16 protein-coding genes are annotated in these 19661 nt (G+C 58.7%); 7 read left to right on the plus strand and 9 right to left on the minus strand.

Annotated elements, in window-relative coordinates:
• The first annotated feature begins 334 nt into the window (after positions 1–334).
• The 3 genes from paaX to SIK97_RS19540 are packed head-to-tail and all read left to right on the plus strand — an operon-like array spanning position 335 to position 2286.
• Complete coding sequence (gene paaX / locus SIK97_RS19530; RefSeq protein WP_165795106.1) at positions 335–1261, plus strand: phenylacetic acid degradation operon negative regulatory protein PaaX; 927 nt, start codon at positions 335–337, stop codon at positions 1259–1261.
• A 9-nt stretch (positions 1262–1270) separates the two neighbouring features.
• The gene (gene paaY, locus SIK97_RS19535; protein ID WP_057173854.1) at positions 1271–1867 is read left to right on the plus strand and encodes a phenylacetic acid degradation protein PaaY; all 597 of its coding nucleotides are present in this window, start codon (positions 1271–1273) and stop codon (positions 1865–1867) included.
• A gap of 8 nt (positions 1868–1875) precedes the next feature.
• Positions 1876–2286: a GFA family protein gene (locus SIK97_RS19540; RefSeq protein WP_100248309.1), complete on the plus strand. Its 411-nt coding sequence runs from the start codon at positions 1876–1878 to the stop codon at positions 2284–2286.
• Between the two features lie 37 nt (positions 2287–2323).
• On the opposite strand, the gene azoR is transcribed toward SIK97_RS19540, so the two are convergent.
• Positions 2324–2929, minus strand: coding sequence for an FMN-dependent NADH-azoreductase (azoR, locus tag SIK97_RS19545; RefSeq protein WP_014229193.1), 606 nt, complete (start codon positions 2927–2929; stop codon positions 2324–2326).
• A gap of 204 nt (positions 2930–3133) precedes the next feature.
• On the opposite strand from azoR, the gene hrpA reads away from it, so the two are divergent.
• Complete coding sequence (gene hrpA, locus SIK97_RS19550) at positions 3134–7036, plus strand: ATP-dependent RNA helicase HrpA (RefSeq protein WP_032749267.1); 3903 nt, start codon at positions 3134–3136, stop codon at positions 7034–7036.
• Between the two features lie 48 nt (positions 7037–7084).
• Here the strand turns inward: hrpA and SIK97_RS19555 are convergent, their stop codons facing one another.
• From SIK97_RS19555 to SIK97_RS19580, 6 genes are all read right to left on the minus strand, one after another.
• Positions 7085–7744 (minus strand): O-methyltransferase, encoded by a 660-nt coding sequence (locus SIK97_RS19555; RefSeq protein ID WP_049102426.1) that lies wholly within the window; start codon positions 7742–7744, stop codon positions 7085–7087.
• Between the two features lie 15 nt (positions 7745–7759).
• Positions 7760–9139 carry an efflux transporter outer membrane subunit gene (locus SIK97_RS19560; protein WP_014229196.1) on the minus strand — a complete coding sequence of 460 codons (1380 nt, stop codon included), beginning with the start codon at positions 9137–9139 and terminating at the stop codon, positions 7760–7762.
• Positions 9136–10221 carry an HlyD family secretion protein gene (locus SIK97_RS19565; RefSeq protein ID WP_049102419.1) on the minus strand — a complete coding sequence of 362 codons (1086 nt, stop codon included), beginning with the start codon at positions 10219–10221 and terminating at the stop codon, positions 9136–9138. Before SIK97_RS19565 ends, SIK97_RS19560 begins: the two co-directional genes overlap by 4 nt.
• A 22-nt stretch (positions 10222–10243) precedes the next feature.
• Entirely contained in the window at positions 10244–11896 is a 1653-nt protein-coding gene (locus SIK97_RS19570; RefSeq protein ID WP_014229198.1) for an MFS transporter, read from the minus strand.
• Complete coding sequence (locus tag SIK97_RS19575) at positions 11896–12327, minus strand: MarR family winged helix-turn-helix transcriptional regulator (RefSeq protein WP_014229199.1); 432 nt, start codon at positions 12325–12327, stop codon at positions 11896–11898. The genes SIK97_RS19570 and SIK97_RS19575 overlap by 1 nt, the downstream gene beginning before the upstream one ends.
• A 174-nt stretch (positions 12328–12501) precedes the next feature.
• Entirely contained in the window at positions 12502–13776 is a 1275-nt protein-coding gene (locus SIK97_RS19580; RefSeq protein ID WP_014229200.1) for a Glu/Leu/Phe/Val family dehydrogenase, read from the minus strand.
• Between the two features lie 411 nt (positions 13777–14187).
• Between SIK97_RS19580 and SIK97_RS19585 the strand changes: the two genes are divergently transcribed.
• Positions 14188–14979 (plus strand): YdcF family protein, encoded by a 792-nt coding sequence (locus SIK97_RS19585; RefSeq protein ID WP_032749261.1) that lies wholly within the window; start codon positions 14188–14190, stop codon positions 14977–14979.
• 271 nt (positions 14980–15250) lie between these two features.
• Positions 15251–16690 carry an aldehyde dehydrogenase gene (aldA, locus tag SIK97_RS19590; RefSeq protein ID WP_032749259.1) on the plus strand — a complete coding sequence of 480 codons (1440 nt, stop codon included), beginning with the start codon at positions 15251–15253 and terminating at the stop codon, positions 16688–16690.
• Between the two features lie 175 nt (positions 16691–16865).
• Here aldA and gap read toward each other — a convergent pair whose 3' ends face one another.
• Together gap and SIK97_RS19600 are read right to left on the minus strand one after the other, a co-directional pair.
• A complete protein-coding gene (gene gap, locus SIK97_RS19595; protein WP_004850532.1) occupies positions 16866–17864 on the minus strand; it encodes a type I glyceraldehyde-3-phosphate dehydrogenase in 999 nt (332 codons plus the stop codon).
• A 255-nt stretch (positions 17865–18119) separates the two neighbouring features.
• Positions 18120–18614: a GNAT family N-acetyltransferase gene (locus tag SIK97_RS19600; protein WP_014838362.1), complete on the minus strand. Its 495-nt coding sequence runs from the start codon at positions 18612–18614 to the stop codon at positions 18120–18122.
• A gap of 89 nt (positions 18615–18703) precedes the next feature.
• On the opposite strand from SIK97_RS19600, the gene SIK97_RS19605 reads away from it, so the two are divergent.
• Complete coding sequence (locus SIK97_RS19605) at positions 18704–19627, plus strand: LysR family transcriptional regulator (RefSeq protein WP_162557344.1); 924 nt, start codon at positions 18704–18706, stop codon at positions 19625–19627.
• Positions 19628–19661 lie beyond the last annotated feature (34 nt).

Consider the following 19661-nt stretch of genomic DNA (forward strand, 5'->3'; position numbering starts at 1 on the left):
GCCCGGGTAAGGCGTTTACGCCGCGACCCGGGGAGTGTGCCGGGGTTGATGTATCCACTGGGCCTCTTCCCGACTCGCGCTGCGCTTAGCCGGGCTACGTATTCACCGTCGTCTGCGGGGCGGTAGCCCGGGTAAGGCGTTTACGCCGCGACCCGGGGAGTGTGCCGGGGTTGATGTATCAGCTCGGCCTCTTCCCGGCTCGCGCTGCGCTTAGCCGGGCTACGAATTCACCGTCGTCTGCGGGGCGGTAGCCCGGACAGGTGCGTCAGCACCGCCTCCGGGATTTCCTGTGCTATGATTCAAAAAGGACAAAAATCACAACAGAATGAATCAGATGAGTAAACTCGACACCTTTATTCAACAGGCCGTCGCCGCGATGCCCATCAGCGGGACCTCGCTTATTGCTTCTTTATACGGCGACGCCTTGCTCCAGCGCGGCGGAGAGGTCTGGCTCGGCAGCGTGGCGGCGCTGCTGGAAGGGCTCGGATTCGGCGAACGATTCGTGCGTACCGCGCTGTTCCGCCTGAATAAAGAAGAGTGGCTCGATGTGGTGCGCATTGGCCGCCGCAGCTTCTACCGCCTCAGCGACAAAGGCCTGCGCCTGACCCGCCGGGCGGAGCATAAAATCTATCGCGCCAGCGCCCCGGAGTGGGACGGTACCTGGCTGCTGCTGCTGTCGGAAGGGCTGGAGAAGAGCACTCTGGCGGAAGTCAAAAAACAGCTGCTGTGGCAGGGATTTGGCGCGCTGGCGCCGAGCCTGCTGGCTTCGCCATCGCAGAAGCTGGCGGACGTGCAATCTCTGCTGCACGAAGCGGGCGTAGCGGAAAACGTTATCTGCTTCGAAGCGCATTCCCCGCTGGCGCTCTCCCGGGCGGCGCTGCGCGCTCGCGTTGAAGAGTGCTGGCATCTTACCGAGCAGAACGCGATGTATGAAACGTTTATCGCCCTGTTTCGACCGCTGCTGCCGCTGCTTCGCGACTGCGAGCCCGCGGAGCTGACGCCTGAACGCTGCTTTCAAATTCAGCTCCTGCTGATTCACTTCTATCGCCGGGTGGTGCTGAAAGATCCGCTGCTGCCCGAAGAACTGCTCCCCGCGCACTGGGCCGGACAAACCGCGCGCCAGCTGTGCATCAATATTTATCAACGCGTTGCGCCCGGCGCGCTGGCGTTTGTCGGCGAGAAGGGCGAAAGTTCGGTGGGGGAACTTCCCGCGCCGGGGCCGCTCTATTTCCAGCGCTTCGGCGGGCTGTCGGGCGTATAAGGAGGCACTATGCCCATTTATCAGATTGACGGTATGACGCCGGTTGTACCGGACGAAAGCTATGTTCATCCCACCGCCGTGCTGATTGGCGACGTGATCCTCGGCAAAGGGGTCTACGTCGGCCCTAACGCCAGCCTGCGCGGCGATTTTGGCCGTATCGTGGTGAAAGATGGCGCTAACATCCAGGATAACTGCGTGATGCACGGCTTTCCCGGCCAGGACACGGTGGTGGAAGAAGAGGGACATATCGGCCACGGCGCGATTCTGCACGGCTGCACCATCGGCCGCAACGCGCTGGTGGGGATGAGCGCGGTGATTATTGACGGGGCCAGGGTTGGGGAAAACAGCATCGTCGGCGCTTCGGCCTTTGTGAAAGCCAACGCCGAAATGCCCGCCAACCATCTGATTGTCGGCAGTCCGGCAAAAGCCATTCGTACATTAAGTGAACAGGAGCTGGCCTGGAAGAAGCAGGGGACGCGGGAGTATCAGGTGCTGGTGGAGCGCTGCAAACAGACGCTGCATCAGGTGGAACCGCTCAAAGAAGCAGAGTCGGACAGAAAGCGGCTGACCTTTGACGAGAATTTGCGGCCGAAATCTTCATCCTGAGGGGAAAAATCATGGCAGAGAAATTATCCGCTCGGTGCCACTGCGGCGCGGTGGCGTTTACCGTTGAGCTTAGCGATGGCTTCAACACCGTTCGCCGCTGTAACTGTTCATATTGCCGGATGCGTGGGGCGGTCGCGGTCTCCGCGCCGCTTTCAGGAATAGAGGTGGTGCGCGGACGGGATAAGCTCACGGAGTATCGTTTTAATACCGGTCAAGCCGTGCACTTTTTCTGCTCGGTATGCGGGATCTACACCTTTCATCAGCGGCGTTCAAACCCGCAGCAGTACGGCGTGAATGTGGCCTGCATTGACGGCTTGTCGCCCTTCGATTTTCCCTGCGTGGAGGTCAACGACGGCGTGAATCATCCGAAAGATGGCGGCGGTGGCGTGGTGGGGTATTTGCGCTACGAGAAAAAATGAAACTCTCCTCCCGCCGGGAAGCGGGAGGAGTCAACTCTTACGCGGCTACAACGCTGTCGATAGCGGCTTTCGCATCAGACTGCGCTTTCGCTGCGACTTCCGGGCCGTAGGCGATGCCTTCAGCAAACACGAAGTTCACATCGGTAATGCCGATAAAGCCGAGGAAGGTGGAGAGGTAAGGGGTCACCAGATCGGTCGGGGTATCTTTATGGATACCGCCGCGGCTGGTGACGACAACCGCACGTTTACCTTTCACCAGACCTTCCGGCCCTTTCTCGGTGTAGCGGAAGGTCACGCCAGCGCGCGCCACCAGGTCGAAGTAGTTTTTCAGCTGGGTCGGGATGTTGAAGTTGTACATCGGCGCCGCGATAACAATCACATCGTTCGCCTGCAGTTCAGCGATCAGTTCGTCAGAAAGCGCCAGCGCTTCCTGCTGACGCGGCGTCAGCGGCGCGTCGCTCGGACGCAGAGCGCCAACCAGCTCACCGTCCAGTACCGGAATTGGGTTTGCAGCCAGGTCGCGCACGGTGATAACGTCTTCCGCGTGCTTTTCACGCCATTGTTCAACAAAATAGTCGGACAGCTGACCAGATTGCGAGTACCCTGCCAGAATACTGGATTTCAGAACTAATACTTTGCTCATGGGTGTTTCCTTTTTTAATGTGATTGACGGGCCGATGCCCTGGTGCTTGTTGACACTCTATTCACAATCATGCCACAGAGAAAGCGCAATAAATCGAACTCTGTATTCAGTTTTTTTGAACAAGGCACGAAATGCGCGGATGTGGTACTCTAACGCAATACTTCAAAAGAGATTTTTCCCGGCAGTGCGCTGCCCGATAACGCTATGACAGAACAACAAAAAATAACCTTCTCATCGCTCTTTGAACGGCTTGATGGCCTGATGCTGCGCGATAAGTCGCGCTTCGCCCGTCGCCTGCACGGCGTGAAGAAGGTTAAAAATCCTGATGCCCAACAGGCCATTCTTCAGGAGATGGCGCAAGAAATTGAACAGGCGGCAGGGAGAGTCCTGCTGCGCGAAGCCGCGCGGCCGGCGATCGCTTATCCGGAAAACCTGCCGGTTAGCCAGAAAAAACAGGAGATTCTCGAAGCCGTTCGCGATCACCAGGTGGTAATTGTGGCGGGGGAAACCGGGTCGGGGAAAACCACCCAGCTGCCAAAAATTTGTATGGAGCTGGGGCGCGGCGTTAAAGGCTTAATTGGCCATACGCAGCCGCGTCGCCTGGCCGCGCGTACCGTCGCCAACCGTATCGCCGAAGAGCTGCAAACGGAGCCCGGCGGCTGCATCGGCTATAAAGTCCGCTTTAGCGACCACGTCAGCGATAACACCATGGTTAAGCTGATGACCGACGGTATTCTGCTGGCGGAAATCCAGCAGGACCGGCTGCTGATGCAGTATGACACCATCATTATCGATGAAGCGCACGAACGCAGCCTCAATATCGACTTCCTGCTCGGTTATTTGCGGGAACTGCTGCCCCGTCGCCCGGATCTGAAAATTATTATCACCTCGGCGACCATCGATCCGGAACGCTTCTCGCGCCACTTTAACAACGCCCCGATTATCGAAGTGTCCGGGCGCACTTACCCGGTAGAAGTGCGCTATCGACCCATCGTTGAAGACGCCGACGACACCGAGCGCGATCAGCTGCAGGCGATTTTCGACGCCGTTGATGAGCTCGGGCGTGAAAGCCCCGGCGATATCCTCATTTTTATGAGCGGCGAGCGCGAAATTCGCGATACCGCCGATGCGCTCAATAAGCTGAATCTGCGCCATACCGAAGTGCTGCCGCTGTATGCGCGACTGTCCAACAGCGAACAGAATCGCGTGTTCCAGGCCCACAGCGGGCGGCGGATAGTGCTGGCCACCAACGTCGCGGAAACCTCGCTGACCGTGCCGGGCATCAAGTACGTTATCGATCCAGGCACCGCGCGTATCAGCCGCTACAGCTTCCGGACCAAAGTACAGCGCCTACCGATTGAGCCGGTTTCCCAGGCGTCGGCTAACCAGCGTAAGGGCCGCTGCGGCCGCGTCTCCGAAGGGATCTGTATTCGTCTTTATTCTGAAGACGACTTCCTGTCGCGTCCGGAGTTTACCGACCCGGAGATTCTGCGCACCAACCTGGCGTCGGTTATTCTGCAAATGACCGCGCTCGGGCTCGGCGATATTGCCGCGTTCCCGTTCGTTGAAGCGCCGGACAAACGCAATATTCAGGACGGCGTGCGCCTGCTGGAAGAGCTGGGAGCGATTACCACTGACGAACAGCAGACCGCCTATAAGCTGACGCCGATGGGCCGCCAGCTGAGCCAGCTACCGGTGGACCCGCGTCTGGCGCGCATGGTGCTGGAAGCGCAAAAACACGGCTGCGTGCGCGAGGCGATGATTATCACCTCGGCGCTCTCTATTCAGGATCCGCGCGAGCGGCCAATGGACAAGCAGCAGGCGTCCGACGAGAAACACCGCCGCTTCCACGACAAAGAGTCCGACTTCCTGGCGTTCGTCAACCTGTGGAACTACCTGGGCGAGCAGCAAAAAGCGCTCTCCTCGAACCAGTTCCGCCGCCAGTGCCGGGTCGATTTTCTCAACTACCTGCGCGTGCGCGAGTGGCAGGATATCTACACCCAGCTGCGTCAGGTGGTCAAAGAGCTCGGCCTGCCGGTCAATAGCGAGCCGGCGGAGTATCGCGAAATTCACACCGCGCTGCTGACCGGTCTGCTGTCGCACATCGGTATGAAAGACGCCGACAAGCAGGAGTTTACCGGCGCGCGCAACGCCCGCTTCTCCATCTTCCCCGGATCGGGGCTGTTTAAAAAGCCGCCGAAATGGACGATGGTCGCCGAACTGGTGGAGACCAGCCGCCTGTGGGGGCGCATCGCCGCGCGCATTGAGCCGGAGTGGGTCGAGCCGGTGGCGCAGCATCTGATCAAACGCTCGTACAGCGAACCCCACTGGGAGCGCGGGCAGGGCGCGGTGATGGCGACGGAGAAGGTGACCGTTTACGGCCTGCCGATTGTCGCTGCCCGCAAGGTCAACTACAGCCAGATTGACCCGGCGCTGTGCCGCGAGCTCTTTATCCGCCACGCTCTGGTGGAGGGCGACTGGCAGACTCGCCACGCTTTCTTCCGCGAAAACCTGAAGCTGCGCAACGAAATTGAAGAGCTGGAGCATAAATCGCGCCGTCGCGACATTCTTGTCGATGACGAAACGCTGTTTGAGTTCTACGACCAGCGCATCAGCCATGACGTCATCTCCGCGCGCCACTTTGATAAATGGTGGAAGCAGGCCAGCCGCGAGACGCCGGATCTGCTCAACTTTGAAAAGAGCATGCTGATTAAGGAAGGCGCGGAGCAGGTCAGCAAGCTCGACTATCCGAACTTCTGGCATCAGGGCAACCTCAAGCTGCGTCTGACCTATCAGTTCGAGCCGGGCGCCGACGCCGACGGCGTGACGGTGCATATTCCGCTGCCGCTGCTCAACCAGGTGGAAGAGGCCGGGTTTGAGTGGCAGATCCCGGGGCTGCGCCGGGAGCTGGTTATCGCCCTGATTAAATCGCTGCCGAAGCCGGTGCGCCGCAATTTTGTTCCGGCGCCAAACTACGCGGAAGCGTTTCTCGGCCGCGCGACGCCGCTGGAGCTGCCGCTGCTGGATTCACTGGAGCGCGAGCTGCGGCGGATGACCGGCGTGACTATCGACCGCGAGGCCTGGCAATGGGATCAGGTGCCCGATCACCTGAAAATCACTTTCCGGGTGGTGGACGAGAAAAACAAGAAGCTGCAGGAAGGGCGTTCGCTGCAGGATCTGAAAGATGCGCTGAAAGGTAAGGTGCAGGAGACGCTGTCCGCGGTCGCCGATGACGGTATCGAGCAGAGCGGGCTGCATATCTGGAGCTTTGGCCGGCTTCCGGAAAGCTACGAGCAGAAGCGCGGCAACTACAAAGTTAAGGCCTGGCCGGCGCTGGTGGACGAACGCGACAGCGTGGCCATCAAGCTGTTTGATAATCCGCTGGAGCAGCAGCAGGAGATGTGGCGCGGCCTGCGCCGCCTGCTGCTGCTGAATATCCCGTCGCCGATAAAGTATCTGCACGAAAAGCTGCCGAATAAAGCCAAGCTGGGGCTCTATTTCAACCCCTACGGTAAAGTGCTGGATCTGATCGATGACTGCATCGCCTGCGGCGTGGATAAGCTGATTGACGAAGCGGGCGGCCCGGTATGGAGCGAAGAGGGCTTTGCCGCGCTGCATGAAAAGGTGCGCGCCGAGCTGAACGAGACGGTTGTGGACATTGCCAAACAGGTCGAACAGATCCTGACCGCGGTCTTTAACGTCAACAAACGCCTGAAAGGGCGCGTGGATATGACCATGGCGCTGGGGCTGTCGGATATCAAATCGCAGATGAGCGGGCTGGTGTATCGCGGTTTCGTCACCGGTAACGGCTTCCGCCGCCTTGGAGACACGCTGCGCTATCTGCAGGCGATTGAAAAACGGCTGGAGAAAATGGCCATCGATCCGCACCGCGACCGCGCGCAGATGCTTAAAGTGGAGAGCATCCAGCAGACGTGGCAGCAGTGGCTGAATAAGCTGCCGCCTCAGCGCCGTCAGGATGACGACGTGCAGGAGATCCGCTGGATGATTGAAGAGCTGCGCGTCAGCCTGTTCGCCCAGCAGCTCGGCACGCCGTATCCGATTTCCGACAAGCGGGTACTGCAGGCAATGGAGCAGATTACGGCCTAGGCCGTCGCTTTCCCCGGTGGCGCAGGCTGCCGGGGAAGGCGGATAGCGTCAGGCGTTCACCCACGCGAGGGTGAACCCATCCCAGCCTTTGCTGCCCACGGTTTGCAGGGCCGTGACCGTCAGTCGCGGGTCGCTGCCCATCATGTCGATAAACGCTCTGACGCCCTGCACCCGCTCATCCGCGCTATCCGGATTCGTCACTTCGCCATCGCGCACCACGTTATCGCCCACAATCACTGTCCCCGGACGGGAATAGCGTAACGCCCAGCGCAGATAGTGGGGATTATTGGGCTTATCCGCATCGATAAAAATGAGATCGAACGGCGGGCGCTCTCCCAGCGTTTCGAGGCTGGTCAGCGCCGGACCTTCCAGCACCGCAACGCGATCGTCCACGCCCGCCAGGCGCAGGTTCTCGCGGGCGACGGCGGCATGGTGCGCGTCGGCCTCCAGGGTAAGTAATTCGCCATCGGCGGGCAACTCTCTGGCCATCCAGATGGTGCTGTAGCCGCCGAGCGTGCCAATCTCGAGGATGCGTCTGGCGCCCGTCATGCGCACCAGCAGGGCCAGAAACTGCCCCTGATTAGCGGCAACGTCGATAGCCGGAAGCCCGGCGCGCTGGTTATTCTCCAGAACCTGGCTGAGTAGCGGATCGGTGGGGATTAACGCTGTCACGAGATAATTATCTACTGCCGACCACTGTTGTTGCATGTCAGATTTCCCGTATTACATCCCTGATGAATCAGACCAGCCGCCTCCCAGCGACCGGTACAAATCAACTTGCGCCAGCAGCAGGTTGTTTTTTACCTGTACCACGCTGAGCTGGGTGGAAAACAGCGTGCGCTGGGCGTCCAGCACGTCCAGATAGGAGGAGTAGCCGTTGCGATAGCGGTTTTGCGCGATGCGCAGCGTCTCCTGGGCCACCTTCTCCTGCGCCTGCAGCTCCGCCAGCTGCTCGCCGTAGCGGCCGATGGCATCGAGACTGTCATTCACCTCTTTAAACGCGCCGCGTACCGTTTTCTCATAGCTAAACAGCGCCTGATTGCGCTGGGCCATCGAAACGTCCACCTGGGCATTCAGCGCCTGGCGGTTGAGCAGCGGCGCCAGAATGCTGCCGCCGAGGCTCCATAAGCGTAGCGGATTATCCAGCAGGTCGGGCAGGGTGCGATCCTGCAGGCTGCCGGTGGCGGTAAGGTTAATGGACGGCAGCAGCTGCGCCTGCGATGACGCCAGGGTGGCGTCGGCGGCCACCAGCTGACGCTGGGCCTGAACGATATCCGGTCGGCGGTTGAGCAGGGTTGACGGCAGCTGGGAAGGTAGCGATAGCGGCGACAGCTGCGCGAACGCGTTGCGCTTAACGGCGTCCGGATTGGCGCCGAGCAGAAGGCTGAGCGCATTTTCCTGCTGGGCGATTTGGTGGCGCAGCGGCGGAATTTGCGCGCGCGTGGAGCGCAGTTCGGAGTCCGCCTGCATCAGCTCCAGGCGTGAGGTATAGCCCGTCTCAAACTGGCGCTTCGCCAGGTTGAAGGCATCTTCGCGCGATTTTAACGTTTGCTGCGTCACCCGCAGCTGTTCATCCAGCGAGAGCAGGGTGATATAGCCGGCCGCCACCGAAGAGGCGACGGTCAGATTCGCCGCTGCGGCAGCCGCCTTTTGCGCCTCCAGGCTGGCTTGCGCCGCGCTGGCGGCGCTGCGGTTTGCGCCCCAGAGATCAACATCGTAGCTGGCGGTTAGCGCGCCTTTATACACCGTACTGTGGACCGGCAGGCCGGTAGCGGCCGACTGTGACCGCGCGCGGGTGCCGGTCAATCCGGCGTCAAGGGAGGGAAACAGGCTGCTATCGGCGGCGTAAGCCCGCGCCTGGTACTCGTTGACCCGTTCGCGGGCTATCAGCACGTCGCTGTTGTAGCGCAGCGCCTGGTCAACGTATAGATTGAGCGTACTGTCGTGGAAGTTGCGCCACCACACGCCCTCAACCGGGCTGGAGGGGCCGACATCCGCCCGCCAGGCGGCGGGGATCTGCAGCCCGGGCGCGGCCCGTTGAACGTCGGCGGACTGGCAGCCGGCCAGCGCAAGCATAACGGCGAGAGCGAGCGGACGGATCATTGCTGCTCCTCCGCGCGGGTATCGATGGTGACCTGCACCGACATGCCCGGCCGCAGGCGCTGGCCGTTTTTCTGCCCCTCATCAACGGCGATGCGTACCGGAATGCGCTGGGCGATTTTGACAAAGTTACCGGTGGCGTTATCCGGCGAAATAGCGCTGAACTCCACGCCGGTCGCCGGGGAGATGCTCTGCACCGTACCGGTGAATTTCTCGCTGTTCAGCGCATCCACGGTAAAGGTCACCGGCTGTCCGACGCGCACCTGGGCCAGCTGGGTCTCTTTCAGGTTAGCGATCAGCCAGTGCTGCGGCGGCACCAGCGAGGTCAAATGCGTCCCGGCGGTCACGTATGCGCCAAGGCGAACGGAGATTTGCCCAAGCTGACCGTCCGTCGGCGCGATAATACGGGTGTTTTGCAGGTCTATCTGCGCCAGCTCCAGCGCGGCTTTCGCATTGGCGACGTCGGCGAGCAGCGAGTCACGATTAACGATGGTTGATTGCAAATCCTGGCGCGACATCTCCAGCGTTGCTTTGGCCTGCTCGATATCCGCGGTGCCCTGCGCCGCGCTGGCGCGGGCGGAATCGCGTTCGCGAATCGATAACGAGCCGTCGGCGGTCAGCTCCTGAACGCGTTTTAAATCCGCCTGGGTTTTCAGATTCTGCGCGCGGGCGTTTTGCAGCGCCGCTTCGTTACGCGTGATGGCCGCTTCGGCGCTTTTACGCTGCTGCTGATTGTTCTTCAGCGCCGCCTCTTTCATCGCCAGCTGAGCTTCCGCCTGATGGACGCGCTGCTTATAGATGCGGTCGTCGATTTGAAACAGCACGTCGCCGGCTTTTACCTGATTAAAATCCTGGACCTTAACCTCGGTGATATAACCGTTGACCTGCGGGCTGATAAACGTGGTTTGCCCGCGAACGTAGGCGTTATCGGTAAACTGGCTTTCTCGGGTAAACGGCGGCAGCTGCCAGGCGTAGAGAATAACCAGTACGCCAACGATGCCAATGGCGGCGGCGGTAAAAATAGAGACGATGCGAATATTATTTCGGGTATTGGCCTGCTGTTTGGCCGCATCCTGCTGACTCATAATAACTCCAGAGTGAAAATTTTTATTTGCTTCCCGTCGCGCGCTTCAGCGCGATACGAGCGGTAATACGTAATCTTATTAAGCGCCAGAAAACCCATACCAGCGTGGCGGCTGAAATCGCCGCCGTCAGCAGATAGGTATCATTGTAAGCGAGAATATTGGCCTGCAGGGTGGCGGCGTTTTGCAGCAGCGTGGTGGCCTGAACGTTGAGCAACGTGCTGTCGCCAATCTGGCTTTGATACATCTGGCTGTACTGCTGCAAACGCTCGGTAATCAGCGGATTGAGTGTGGTAAGCTGGTCGGCGAGCTGGCTGGAGTGAAACTTCTCCCGCCAGGTCTGAAAGGTGCCGAGAATAGCGGAGCCCAGCAGGCCGCCGATATTCTGACTCATGCCGAACAGCACCGAGAAGCTCACCAGGTTGCGCTGGTCGGCAATGACGCCGCCAATCCCCGCCAGCATCGCCGGGGCGAGGAAAAAGGCGCTGCCGAAGCCCAGCAGAAACTGGCTGAACATCAGCTGCTCCGGTCGCGTGAGGATCGTCGACTGGCTGTCGAGCAGCGAGGCAACCATAATCAACGCCAGCGCCGTGGCGGTGGGCCAGTAGAGGCGCTGCGGGTTGAGCGTCAGGCAGCTGGCGACGATGCCGCAGACGATCCCGGCGAAAATCGACCATGCCAGGTTGGTCATCTGTTCATTCTGCAAACCGACGTACTGCAGCCAGCCGATAACGCCGGTATTCTGCTCCGCCAGCACGATGCGGATCAGCAGCATAATCAGCCCGAGGCGCAGAATACTGCCGCTGGAGAGCCATTTGATATTGAGCAGCGGGTTGCTGCGGTTATGCTCAAAGGCAATCGCGGAGACAATCAGCACCACCGCGCCCGCCAGCGCCCAGCCGATCCACGGCGCTTCAAACCACCAGTCCAGCCGTCCCAGCGACAGCACCGCGGTGACCAGCGCCATCCCCGGCGCCAGCAGGAAGAAGGTGATGAAGTCTTTCTTCTCAAACACCTTTTTACGATCGCTTGGCGGCAGCTTGAGGGCGATCACGCAGGCCAGCGACACCAGCGCCAGCCCCAGCTCAAAGAAGTACAGCCCGCGCCACTCGTCGATTTGCAGCAGCTCGGTTGAGAACAGGCGCGCCAGCGGGATCGCCAGGGATGAACCGGTGATGCCGATGGTCAGCGCTTTGAGCCGATGGCGGGCGGGCCAGGCCTGCACCTGATAATAAATCCCCAGCGAGCTTAGCGCTGCGGCTACCATGCCGTGGGCGGCGCGCACCATCAGCGCTGAACTGAGGTCGTTAACGAACAGGTGGAAAAAGGTCACCAGCACGTAGAGAACGAGAAAACCCTCGGTAAAAGCGCGCAGGCCGAACTGCTGGCGAAACTTCACCAGCAGCAGGTTTATGGAGACGTTGGTCATCACGTAGACCGCCGGGAGCCAGGCAATCTCGGTTGACCAGGCGGCAAAGGTACCCTGCAACAGCTGGAGATTGGCGGTTACCACCGCGTTGCCGAGCGCGCCCGTCAGGCAGACCAGCAGCCCGACGATCCCGTAGGCAATACGTTTTGGCGTACTGTGAATGGGGGTCGACGGCGAGCCGAGGATCGCCGGTTTTTCGTGCGGGGCCCAGTCGTGAGGAACATAGGGATTAGCGTGACGACGCGGCATTATTTTTTCTCAACCTCGCGCAGCAGCTTCTCCAGTACCCGCTGCGTCTGCCGCTGCTCTTCGGGGGTAATGGCGGTAAGGATCTCCTCCCGCAAATCATCGGCCACCGTTTTCACCTGCTGATACACCTCAAGGCCTTTGGCGGTAGCGATCAGCAGTCGTTTACGCTTGTCGCGTTCGGTTTTCACCCGCTCGACCAGACCGAGATCGACCAGCCGGTTGAGCAGCGGTACGAGGGTTGCGCTTTCGACGCCGAGCTCCTGGGCCAGCTCGCTTTGCGATAGCGGCTTTTCGTTGCGCGCGATGGCGGAAACGGCGACCCAGCTGGCCTGGCTCATGCCGAGGTCCTTGAGCCGACGGTTGACCGCCAGGCGCCAGTGGTGGGCGGTCAGATATAAAAGATGGGAAAAGTTAAGCTGTCGGTTATCCATAGATCAGTCTGCAATATCGTTAGAGCTCTAATGATTTTTGCCTGACCAGAACGAGAATTCAAGCCTGATTGATAAAAACAGGTTAACGGTATGTGCGTTTATTGTGGAAGATGCTTTGGGAGGGGGAAGAGAATTCTGATCTCAGCCCGGCATTAACCGGGCTGAGAGGGGAGATTATCCCGGATAAATACCGCGATCTTTACGCGCCATCAGAATTCGCTCACAGGCCACGATATAGGCGGCGGTACGCAAAGAGCACGCTTTTTCCACCGCTTTTTCGTAAACGTGAACGATCGCATCGGTCATGATACGGTCCATTTTGGCGTTGATCTCTTCTTCGCTCCAGAAGAAGCTGGCCATATCCTGCACCCATTCGAAGTAGCTCACGGTGACGCCGCCGGCATTACAGATAACGTCCGGCACCACCACGATGCCGCGCTCGGCCAGCACGTCGTCCGCTTCCGGATAGGTCGGGCCGTTAGCGCCTTCAAGCACCAGTTTGCAGCTGAGGGTTTCCGCGCGCTCGCGCGTAATCTGACCTTCCAGCGCCGCCGGGATCAGAATATCCATCGGCGTCGTCCAGAACGCTTCTTTGTCAATTTCGCGGGCGCCCGGGAAGCCGGCAATTTGCTTGTTCTCCGCCTGCCATGCGGTCAGCGCGGCCATATCAATGCCGCCCTCGTTATACAGCGTGGCGGTGTGGTCCTGAATCACCACAATCCGCGCGCCGACGCCTGCGAACAGGCGGGCCGCTTCGCTGCCCACGTTACCAAAACCCTGCAGCGCGACTTTGGCACCCTCGATTTCGATACCGCTGCGGCGAGCCACTTCGCGACCGGTGACGAATACGCCGCGGCCGGTGGCTTTTTCACGGCCCAGCGAACCGCCGAGGTGAATAGGCTTGCCGGTGACCACGCCGGTGATGGTGGTGCCGTGGTTCATGGAGTAAGTATCCATCATCCAGGCCATCACTTTACCGTTGGTACCAACGTCCGGCGCCGGAATATCTTTTTGCGGCCCGATGATAATGCCGATCTCGCTGGTATAACGACGGGTCAAACGTTCCAGTTCACCTTCTGATAATGAGAACGGATCGACGCGGATACCGCCCTTGGCGCCGCCGTAGGGAATATTGACTGCCGCACACTTGATGGTCATCCAGGCTGAAAGCGCCATCACTTCATTCAAATCGACATCCGGATGGTAGCGCACGCCGCCTTTACCCGGTCCACGCGAGAGGTTGTGCTGGACGCGGTAGCCTTCGAAGTGGCGGATAGTGCCATCATCCATTTGTACCGGAATATCAACGATCAGCGCGCGTTTCGGATGGCGCAGGGTTTCAATCCAGTAGGCGAGATCGCCGAGGTAAGGCGCAACGCGATCGATTTGACGCAGGTAGGTGGTCCATGGAGATGTACTACTTTCAGAAGCGTAAGATAACTTTTCCATAAGAGTCCTGTTTCGCAGTGATAATTATTTTGTTAACCGTGGAAAGGTACAGCTATAAACTCTGTAACGAGAATGTTATCACCAATTTAATGGGACGGTATTTGGCAAAAATGCAGAATATGCTGTCGTTGCGGCTGGGGTTCGGCTTTTTATGAATAAAAAAACGGAAAACAAGGTCATCAATGGATGAATATGCATCTTTGTGCATTAAAGCCGTAGTTGTGACCCTTTATCTCTATTTATCAGAATCTTGACCCTCTTCAAAAAGTGAATAAAACGCTATGTATATGTGTTGACTTTGTTGCTTAACGGGCGTGGGTATTCTGTTCGCACTTTATTACCCCAAAGTACGCTGTACCGTCTAAGATGGTGGCCGTTAATGTCAGGCTAAGAACGCTAAAAGGAGAGAACATGTCAGAGCATTTTCCATCGCTGCCGGAGGCGGTACTGGCCGCGGCGAATCAGCTGGGGGCCTGGCTGGCGCAGGATGATTTACCGCAGGATCCGCAAATAGAGCTGGTGGTGCTGGCAGGCAATGCGGTGATCCCGACCATTGATTTCGCCTGCCGGCTGGCGGCGCATCACGCCGTTCCTCTGCTGATCAGCGGCGGTATCGGCCACTCCACCTCGTTTTTATACCAGTCGGTGTTGAATGACCCGCGCTACCGCACCATTCCGGTAGATGATCGCGCCGAGGCGCATATTCTGGCCGACATTGCCCATCAGTTCTGGGCGATTCCGCGCCAACGAATCGTGGTGGAAGACCGCTCCACCAACTGCGGCGAGAACGCGCGTTTTACCCGGCAGATGCTGGAGCACAACGGCATTGCGCACCGTACGGGCGTGGTGGTTCAGGATCCGACCATGCAGCGGCGAACGATGGCGACATTTGCCCGCGTCTGGCAAGACGACCCGCGTGCGCCGACGTGGTACAGCGCGCCGGGCTGTTCACCGGTGTTGTGTAACGGGCGTGACGGCGTCACGTTCAGCGGGAAAGAGGCGGGTCTGTGGCCGGTGGGGCGCTATCTGGCGCTAATCCTCGGTGAACTACCGCGGCTGGCGGATAACCCGCAGGGCTACGGCCCCCTGGGTAAGGGATTTATCGCTCATGTGGATATTCCGCCGCACATCGCTCAGGCGTGGCAGACGCTGCGCGACGACCGCCTGCTCTCCGATGCGCTAAGCGCGCGTCAGCTGGCTTAGGGAATGGCGCGGCATGCCATGATAGCCAGCCCGCATTTCCCCTTCGAACGCAGGACCTATTAGCCGGTAACTCTCATCCTGCCCGTTTGCGTTAGCGATATCGCAAACGGGCATCATCTGTTATTGAATTGTGATTTTTTACGCCCCGGATTGCTCCGTTTTTATGAAATATCTCACAAAAACAAGCGCTCATGCTGTCCCTTTGCCTGATGGACGATAATTTTTAACATCTAATTCACCTGTTAAAAACAATAATCCTGAGGAGCAGACCATGACAGCACCCGTTCAACACCCTATGTATATTGACGGCCAGTTTGAACCCGGCCGCGGTGATGCATGGATTGATGTGATCAATCCGGCGACGGAAGCGCTGCTTTCGCGTATTCCCGACGGCAGTGCGGAAGATGCCCGGCGCGCGATTCTGGCCGCTGAGCGCGCGCAGCCGGGCTGGGAAGCCCTGCCGGCGATTGAACGAGCGGGGTGGCTGCGCAAAATCGCTGCCGGTATCCGCGAGCGGGCCGAGGAGATCGCCGCGCTGATCGTCGCCGAGGGCGGAAAAATACAGCAGCTGGCCGCGGTGGAGGTCTCCTTTACCGCCGATTATATGGATTATATGGCCGAATGGGCGCGCCGTTATGAAGGTGAAATTGTACAGAGCGACCGGCCGGGGGAAAATATTCTGGTATTCAAGCGCGCGCTGGGCGTGACCACCGGCATTCTGCCGTGGAATTTTCCGTTCTTCCTGATTGCCCGCAAGCTGGCGCCGGCGCTCATTACCGGTAATACCATCGTGATTAAACCGAGTGAATTTACGCCGAATAACGCCATCGCTTTTGCGCAAATCGTCCATGATATCGGCCTGCCGAAAGGGGTCTTTAACCTGGTGCTGGGGCGCGGCGAAACCGTGGGCCAGGAGCTGGCGAGCAATCCGAAAGTGGCGATGGTCAGCATGACCGGCAGCGTTGCCGCGGGCGAGAAGATTATGGCCGCAGCGGCGAAAAACATCACCAAAGTGTGTCTGGAGCTGGGCGGTAAAGCGCCCGCTATCGTGATGGACGATGCGGATCTTGAGCTGGCGGTTAAGGCGGTGGTGGATTCTCGCGTAATTAATAGCGGGCAGGTGTGTAACTGCGTTGAGCGCGTATATGTGCAAAAGGGCATTTACGATCGCTTCGTTAACCGTCTGGGCGAAGCGCTGAAGGCGGTGCAGTTTGGCGATCCGGCGTCTCGCGACGATATCGCAATGGGACCGTTGATTAACGCCGCCGCGCTGGAGCGCGTGGAGCAGAAGGTGGCGAAAGCGGTGGCCCAGGGCGCGCGCGTTGTCCTGGGTGGGAAAGCGGTGACGGGTAAGGGCTATTTCTATCCGCCGACGCTGCTGCTGGACGTGCGCCAGGAGATGGATATCGTGCATGAAGAGACGTTCGGCCCGGTGCTGCCGGTGGTGGCGTTTGATACCCTTGAAGAAGCGCTGGCGATGGCCAACGACAGCGATTACGGGCTGACGTCGTCAATCTATACCCGCGATTTGAACGTCGCGATGAAGGCGATCAAAGGGTTGAAGTTTGGTGAAACCTATATTAATCGCGAGAATTTCGAAGCGATGCAGGGTTTCCATGCCGGATGGCGTAAATCGGGCATCGGCGGCGCCGACGGGCGTCATGGTCTGAATGAGTATCTGCAAACCCAGGTGGTCTATCTGCAGGCCTGAGTCAGCAGAGAACCGGTGGGCTTCCCGGAGGCGATGCTGCGCATCTGTCCGGGCCACCCAGCCCGCAGACCGCCTCCCGGCTGACGCCTCCCGGCTGACGCCTTACCCGGGCTACCCAAACGCAGGCCGCACGTACCTGTAGCCCGGGCAAGGCGCGTTGCGCCGCCCCCGGGATTTATTTGGCGAACTTATCCAGTACGCGGATAAGCTGGGTAACGAAGCCATACTCGTTATCGTACCAGGAGACGGTTTTCACCAGCTGGAGATCGCCAACCTCGGCAATCTCCAGCTGCGTGGCGTCATAAATGGAACCGAAATGGCTGCCAATCACGTCCGACGAGACGATCTCCTCTTCGGTGTAACCGAATGATTCGTTGTTCGTCGCCGCGTTTTTCATCGCCTGATTGACTTCTTCGGCGGAGACCTTTTTCTCCAGCACCGACACCAGCTCAGTCACCGACCCGGTTTTCGTCGGCACGCGCTGGGCGTGGCCCTTCAGCTTGCCGCTAAGCGCTGGAATAACCAGCCCGATAGCTTTCGCCGCCCCGGTTGTATGCGGAATGATATTTTCCGCCGCCGCGCGGGAAGCGCGTAGATCTTTGCCGCGGGGGCCGTCAACCAGCGATTGCGTACCGGTATAGGCGTGAATCGTGGTCATGGTCCCCACCTTAATACCAAAGGCGTCATTCAGCACTTTCGCCATCGGCGCCAGGCAGTTGGTGGTGCAGGAGGCCACGGAAATAATCGTATCGTTTGCCTCCAGCGTGTCGTCGTTAACGTTATAGACAATGGTTTTCATATCGCCAGCGGGCGCGGAGATAAGCACTTTTTTAGCGCCGGCGGTCAGATGAGCTTGCGCTTTTTCCGCGGAGGTATAAAAACCCGTACACTCGACAATCAGCTCGGCACCGACCGCTTTCCACGGAATATGCTGAGCCTCTTTTTCGGCATAAACGGTAATTTTTTTGCCGTCAACGATAAGCGCATCTTCAGTAAAATCGACGCTCCACGGGAATGGTCCGTAGTTAGAATCATGCTTAAGCAGGTAGGCCAGTACCTTGGGGGAGGTGAGGTCGTTGATAGCGACGACCTCTAAAGGACTATTAACCTCCAGTAATCGGCGCAGTACTAAACGTCCAATACGCCCAAATCCATTAATCCCGAGTTTACTCATGAAGAATCTCCAGGTCAGTTGAACTGTCAGGTGAAAACTTCTCCAGGCTTAGTTCAGCTGGCGGAATAGGGCAACCAACGATTTTTCCGGCGCCGTTAAATGCTGATAAAAACGCGTACGGAAAAGTGAATAAATTCGGCGGGTTGTGGGCGGGGCATTAAGGGTTAATAATTTTTTGTTTCAGCTTTATACGCCGCGGGCATATTGGCAAGGGGTTGAAAAGATGGGCCCGGGAAGGGCCCGCCGGGTGGCCGATTATTCGGCGTTCCCGCCCCGTTCAGCAAAAGCGGCAAGCGCGGCGCCGTCAAGGCGATAGCGAACCCACTCACTTTGCGCAACGGCGCCAATGCTCAGATAAAAATCAATGGCCGGTTGGTTCCAGTCGAGCACGCTCCACTCCAGGCGACCGCACTCTCTTTTTACCGCCAGCTGAGCGATGGTTCGCAATAGCGCTTTTCCAGCGCCGCGACCGCGAAATTCGGGAGTGACGTACAGATCTTCCATATAGATGCCGTTTCGACCGAGCCAGGTGGAATAGCTGGTGAAGAACACCGCGTACCCGGCAACCTTATTGTCAATCTCGCAGATTAGCGCTTCCGTTTTGCTGTCGCTGGCGAAAAGCGATGCCTGGATTTCATCTACCGTGGTGACCACCTGCTCCGGCGCTTTTTCATAAACCGCAAGCTCGTAAATCATGTCATAAATTGCTTTTGCGTCCGCCGGGCGGGCCTGACGAATGGTCATATTCATTGGAGTACCTGTTGTGCCATCGTGAGTTTGATACCGCCAAGCATAAACGTTAAGGTTAGAAGAATTAAGTGCAATGAAATCACCCAATGATGAATATTATGCATCCTGCGCTTCGCCGTCTTGATTTGAATCTGCTGCCGGTATTTGAGGCGGTCTACCGCTATCGTTCGGTCCGCCTGGCGGCGGAAGAGCTGGCGATGAGCACATCAGCGTTAAGCCACGCGCTATCCAGACTGCGCGCCGCGCTCAACGACCCGCTTTTCTATCGCGAAGGTCATCGTATGTGCCCCAGCGTATACGCCACCCAGCTCGCGCCTTCCATCGCTTCGGCGCTCAAGTTTTTAGATCAGGAGCTTACTCCGCAGCCGAAGTTTGTTGCCTCAGCCAGTACCGACTGCCTACAGATAGCGATCACGGACTTCACCGCGCAGTGCGTTTTCCCGACGCTGATGCCCAGGCTACAGCAACAGGCGCCAGGCCTGCGTTTCGAACTGCGCTATCTGCCGCACAGCCCGGCGCTGACGGAACTGCTGGCCGGCGAGGTGGATTTAGCGCTGGGATTTAGCGCGCTGGATGAAGCAGAGCATCCGGAGCTGGATGAGATTTGCTGGCTGAAAGATGATTATGTTGCGATAAGCAGCGCCAGGCGATCCCGGCTCACGCTGACGGACTACCTGGCAGCACAGCATCTGGTAGTCACCCCGTGGAATGAAAGCCAGGGCGTTCTCGACGTGCAGCTTGCGAAAATGGGCTTCTCGCGGCATATCACCATCAAAACCCCCTCTATGCTGAGCGCGCCAGCTATTATTGCGCAAAGTGAACTGCTTATGGCGATACCGCGCTCTGCCGCGGCAAAAATGACTGACGCGGCGACGCTGAAGGTCTTTGAATTACCGTTTGAGGTTCCGCCGTTTGAAGTGAAAATCTATTCCCACAAGCGGAGCGGGCAGCGCGGCGCGAGTCAGTGGCTGAAAGAGAGGCTGAGGGAGTGGGCCGCGACGGAACGAACCTGATGTCTCGTTTGACGAGTCAGCGATATATGCTTAA

Source organism: Klebsiella sp. JN_Kp126, from assembly GCF_033843325.1.
GTDB lineage: Bacteria > Pseudomonadota > Gammaproteobacteria > Enterobacterales > Enterobacteriaceae > Klebsiella > Klebsiella michiganensis.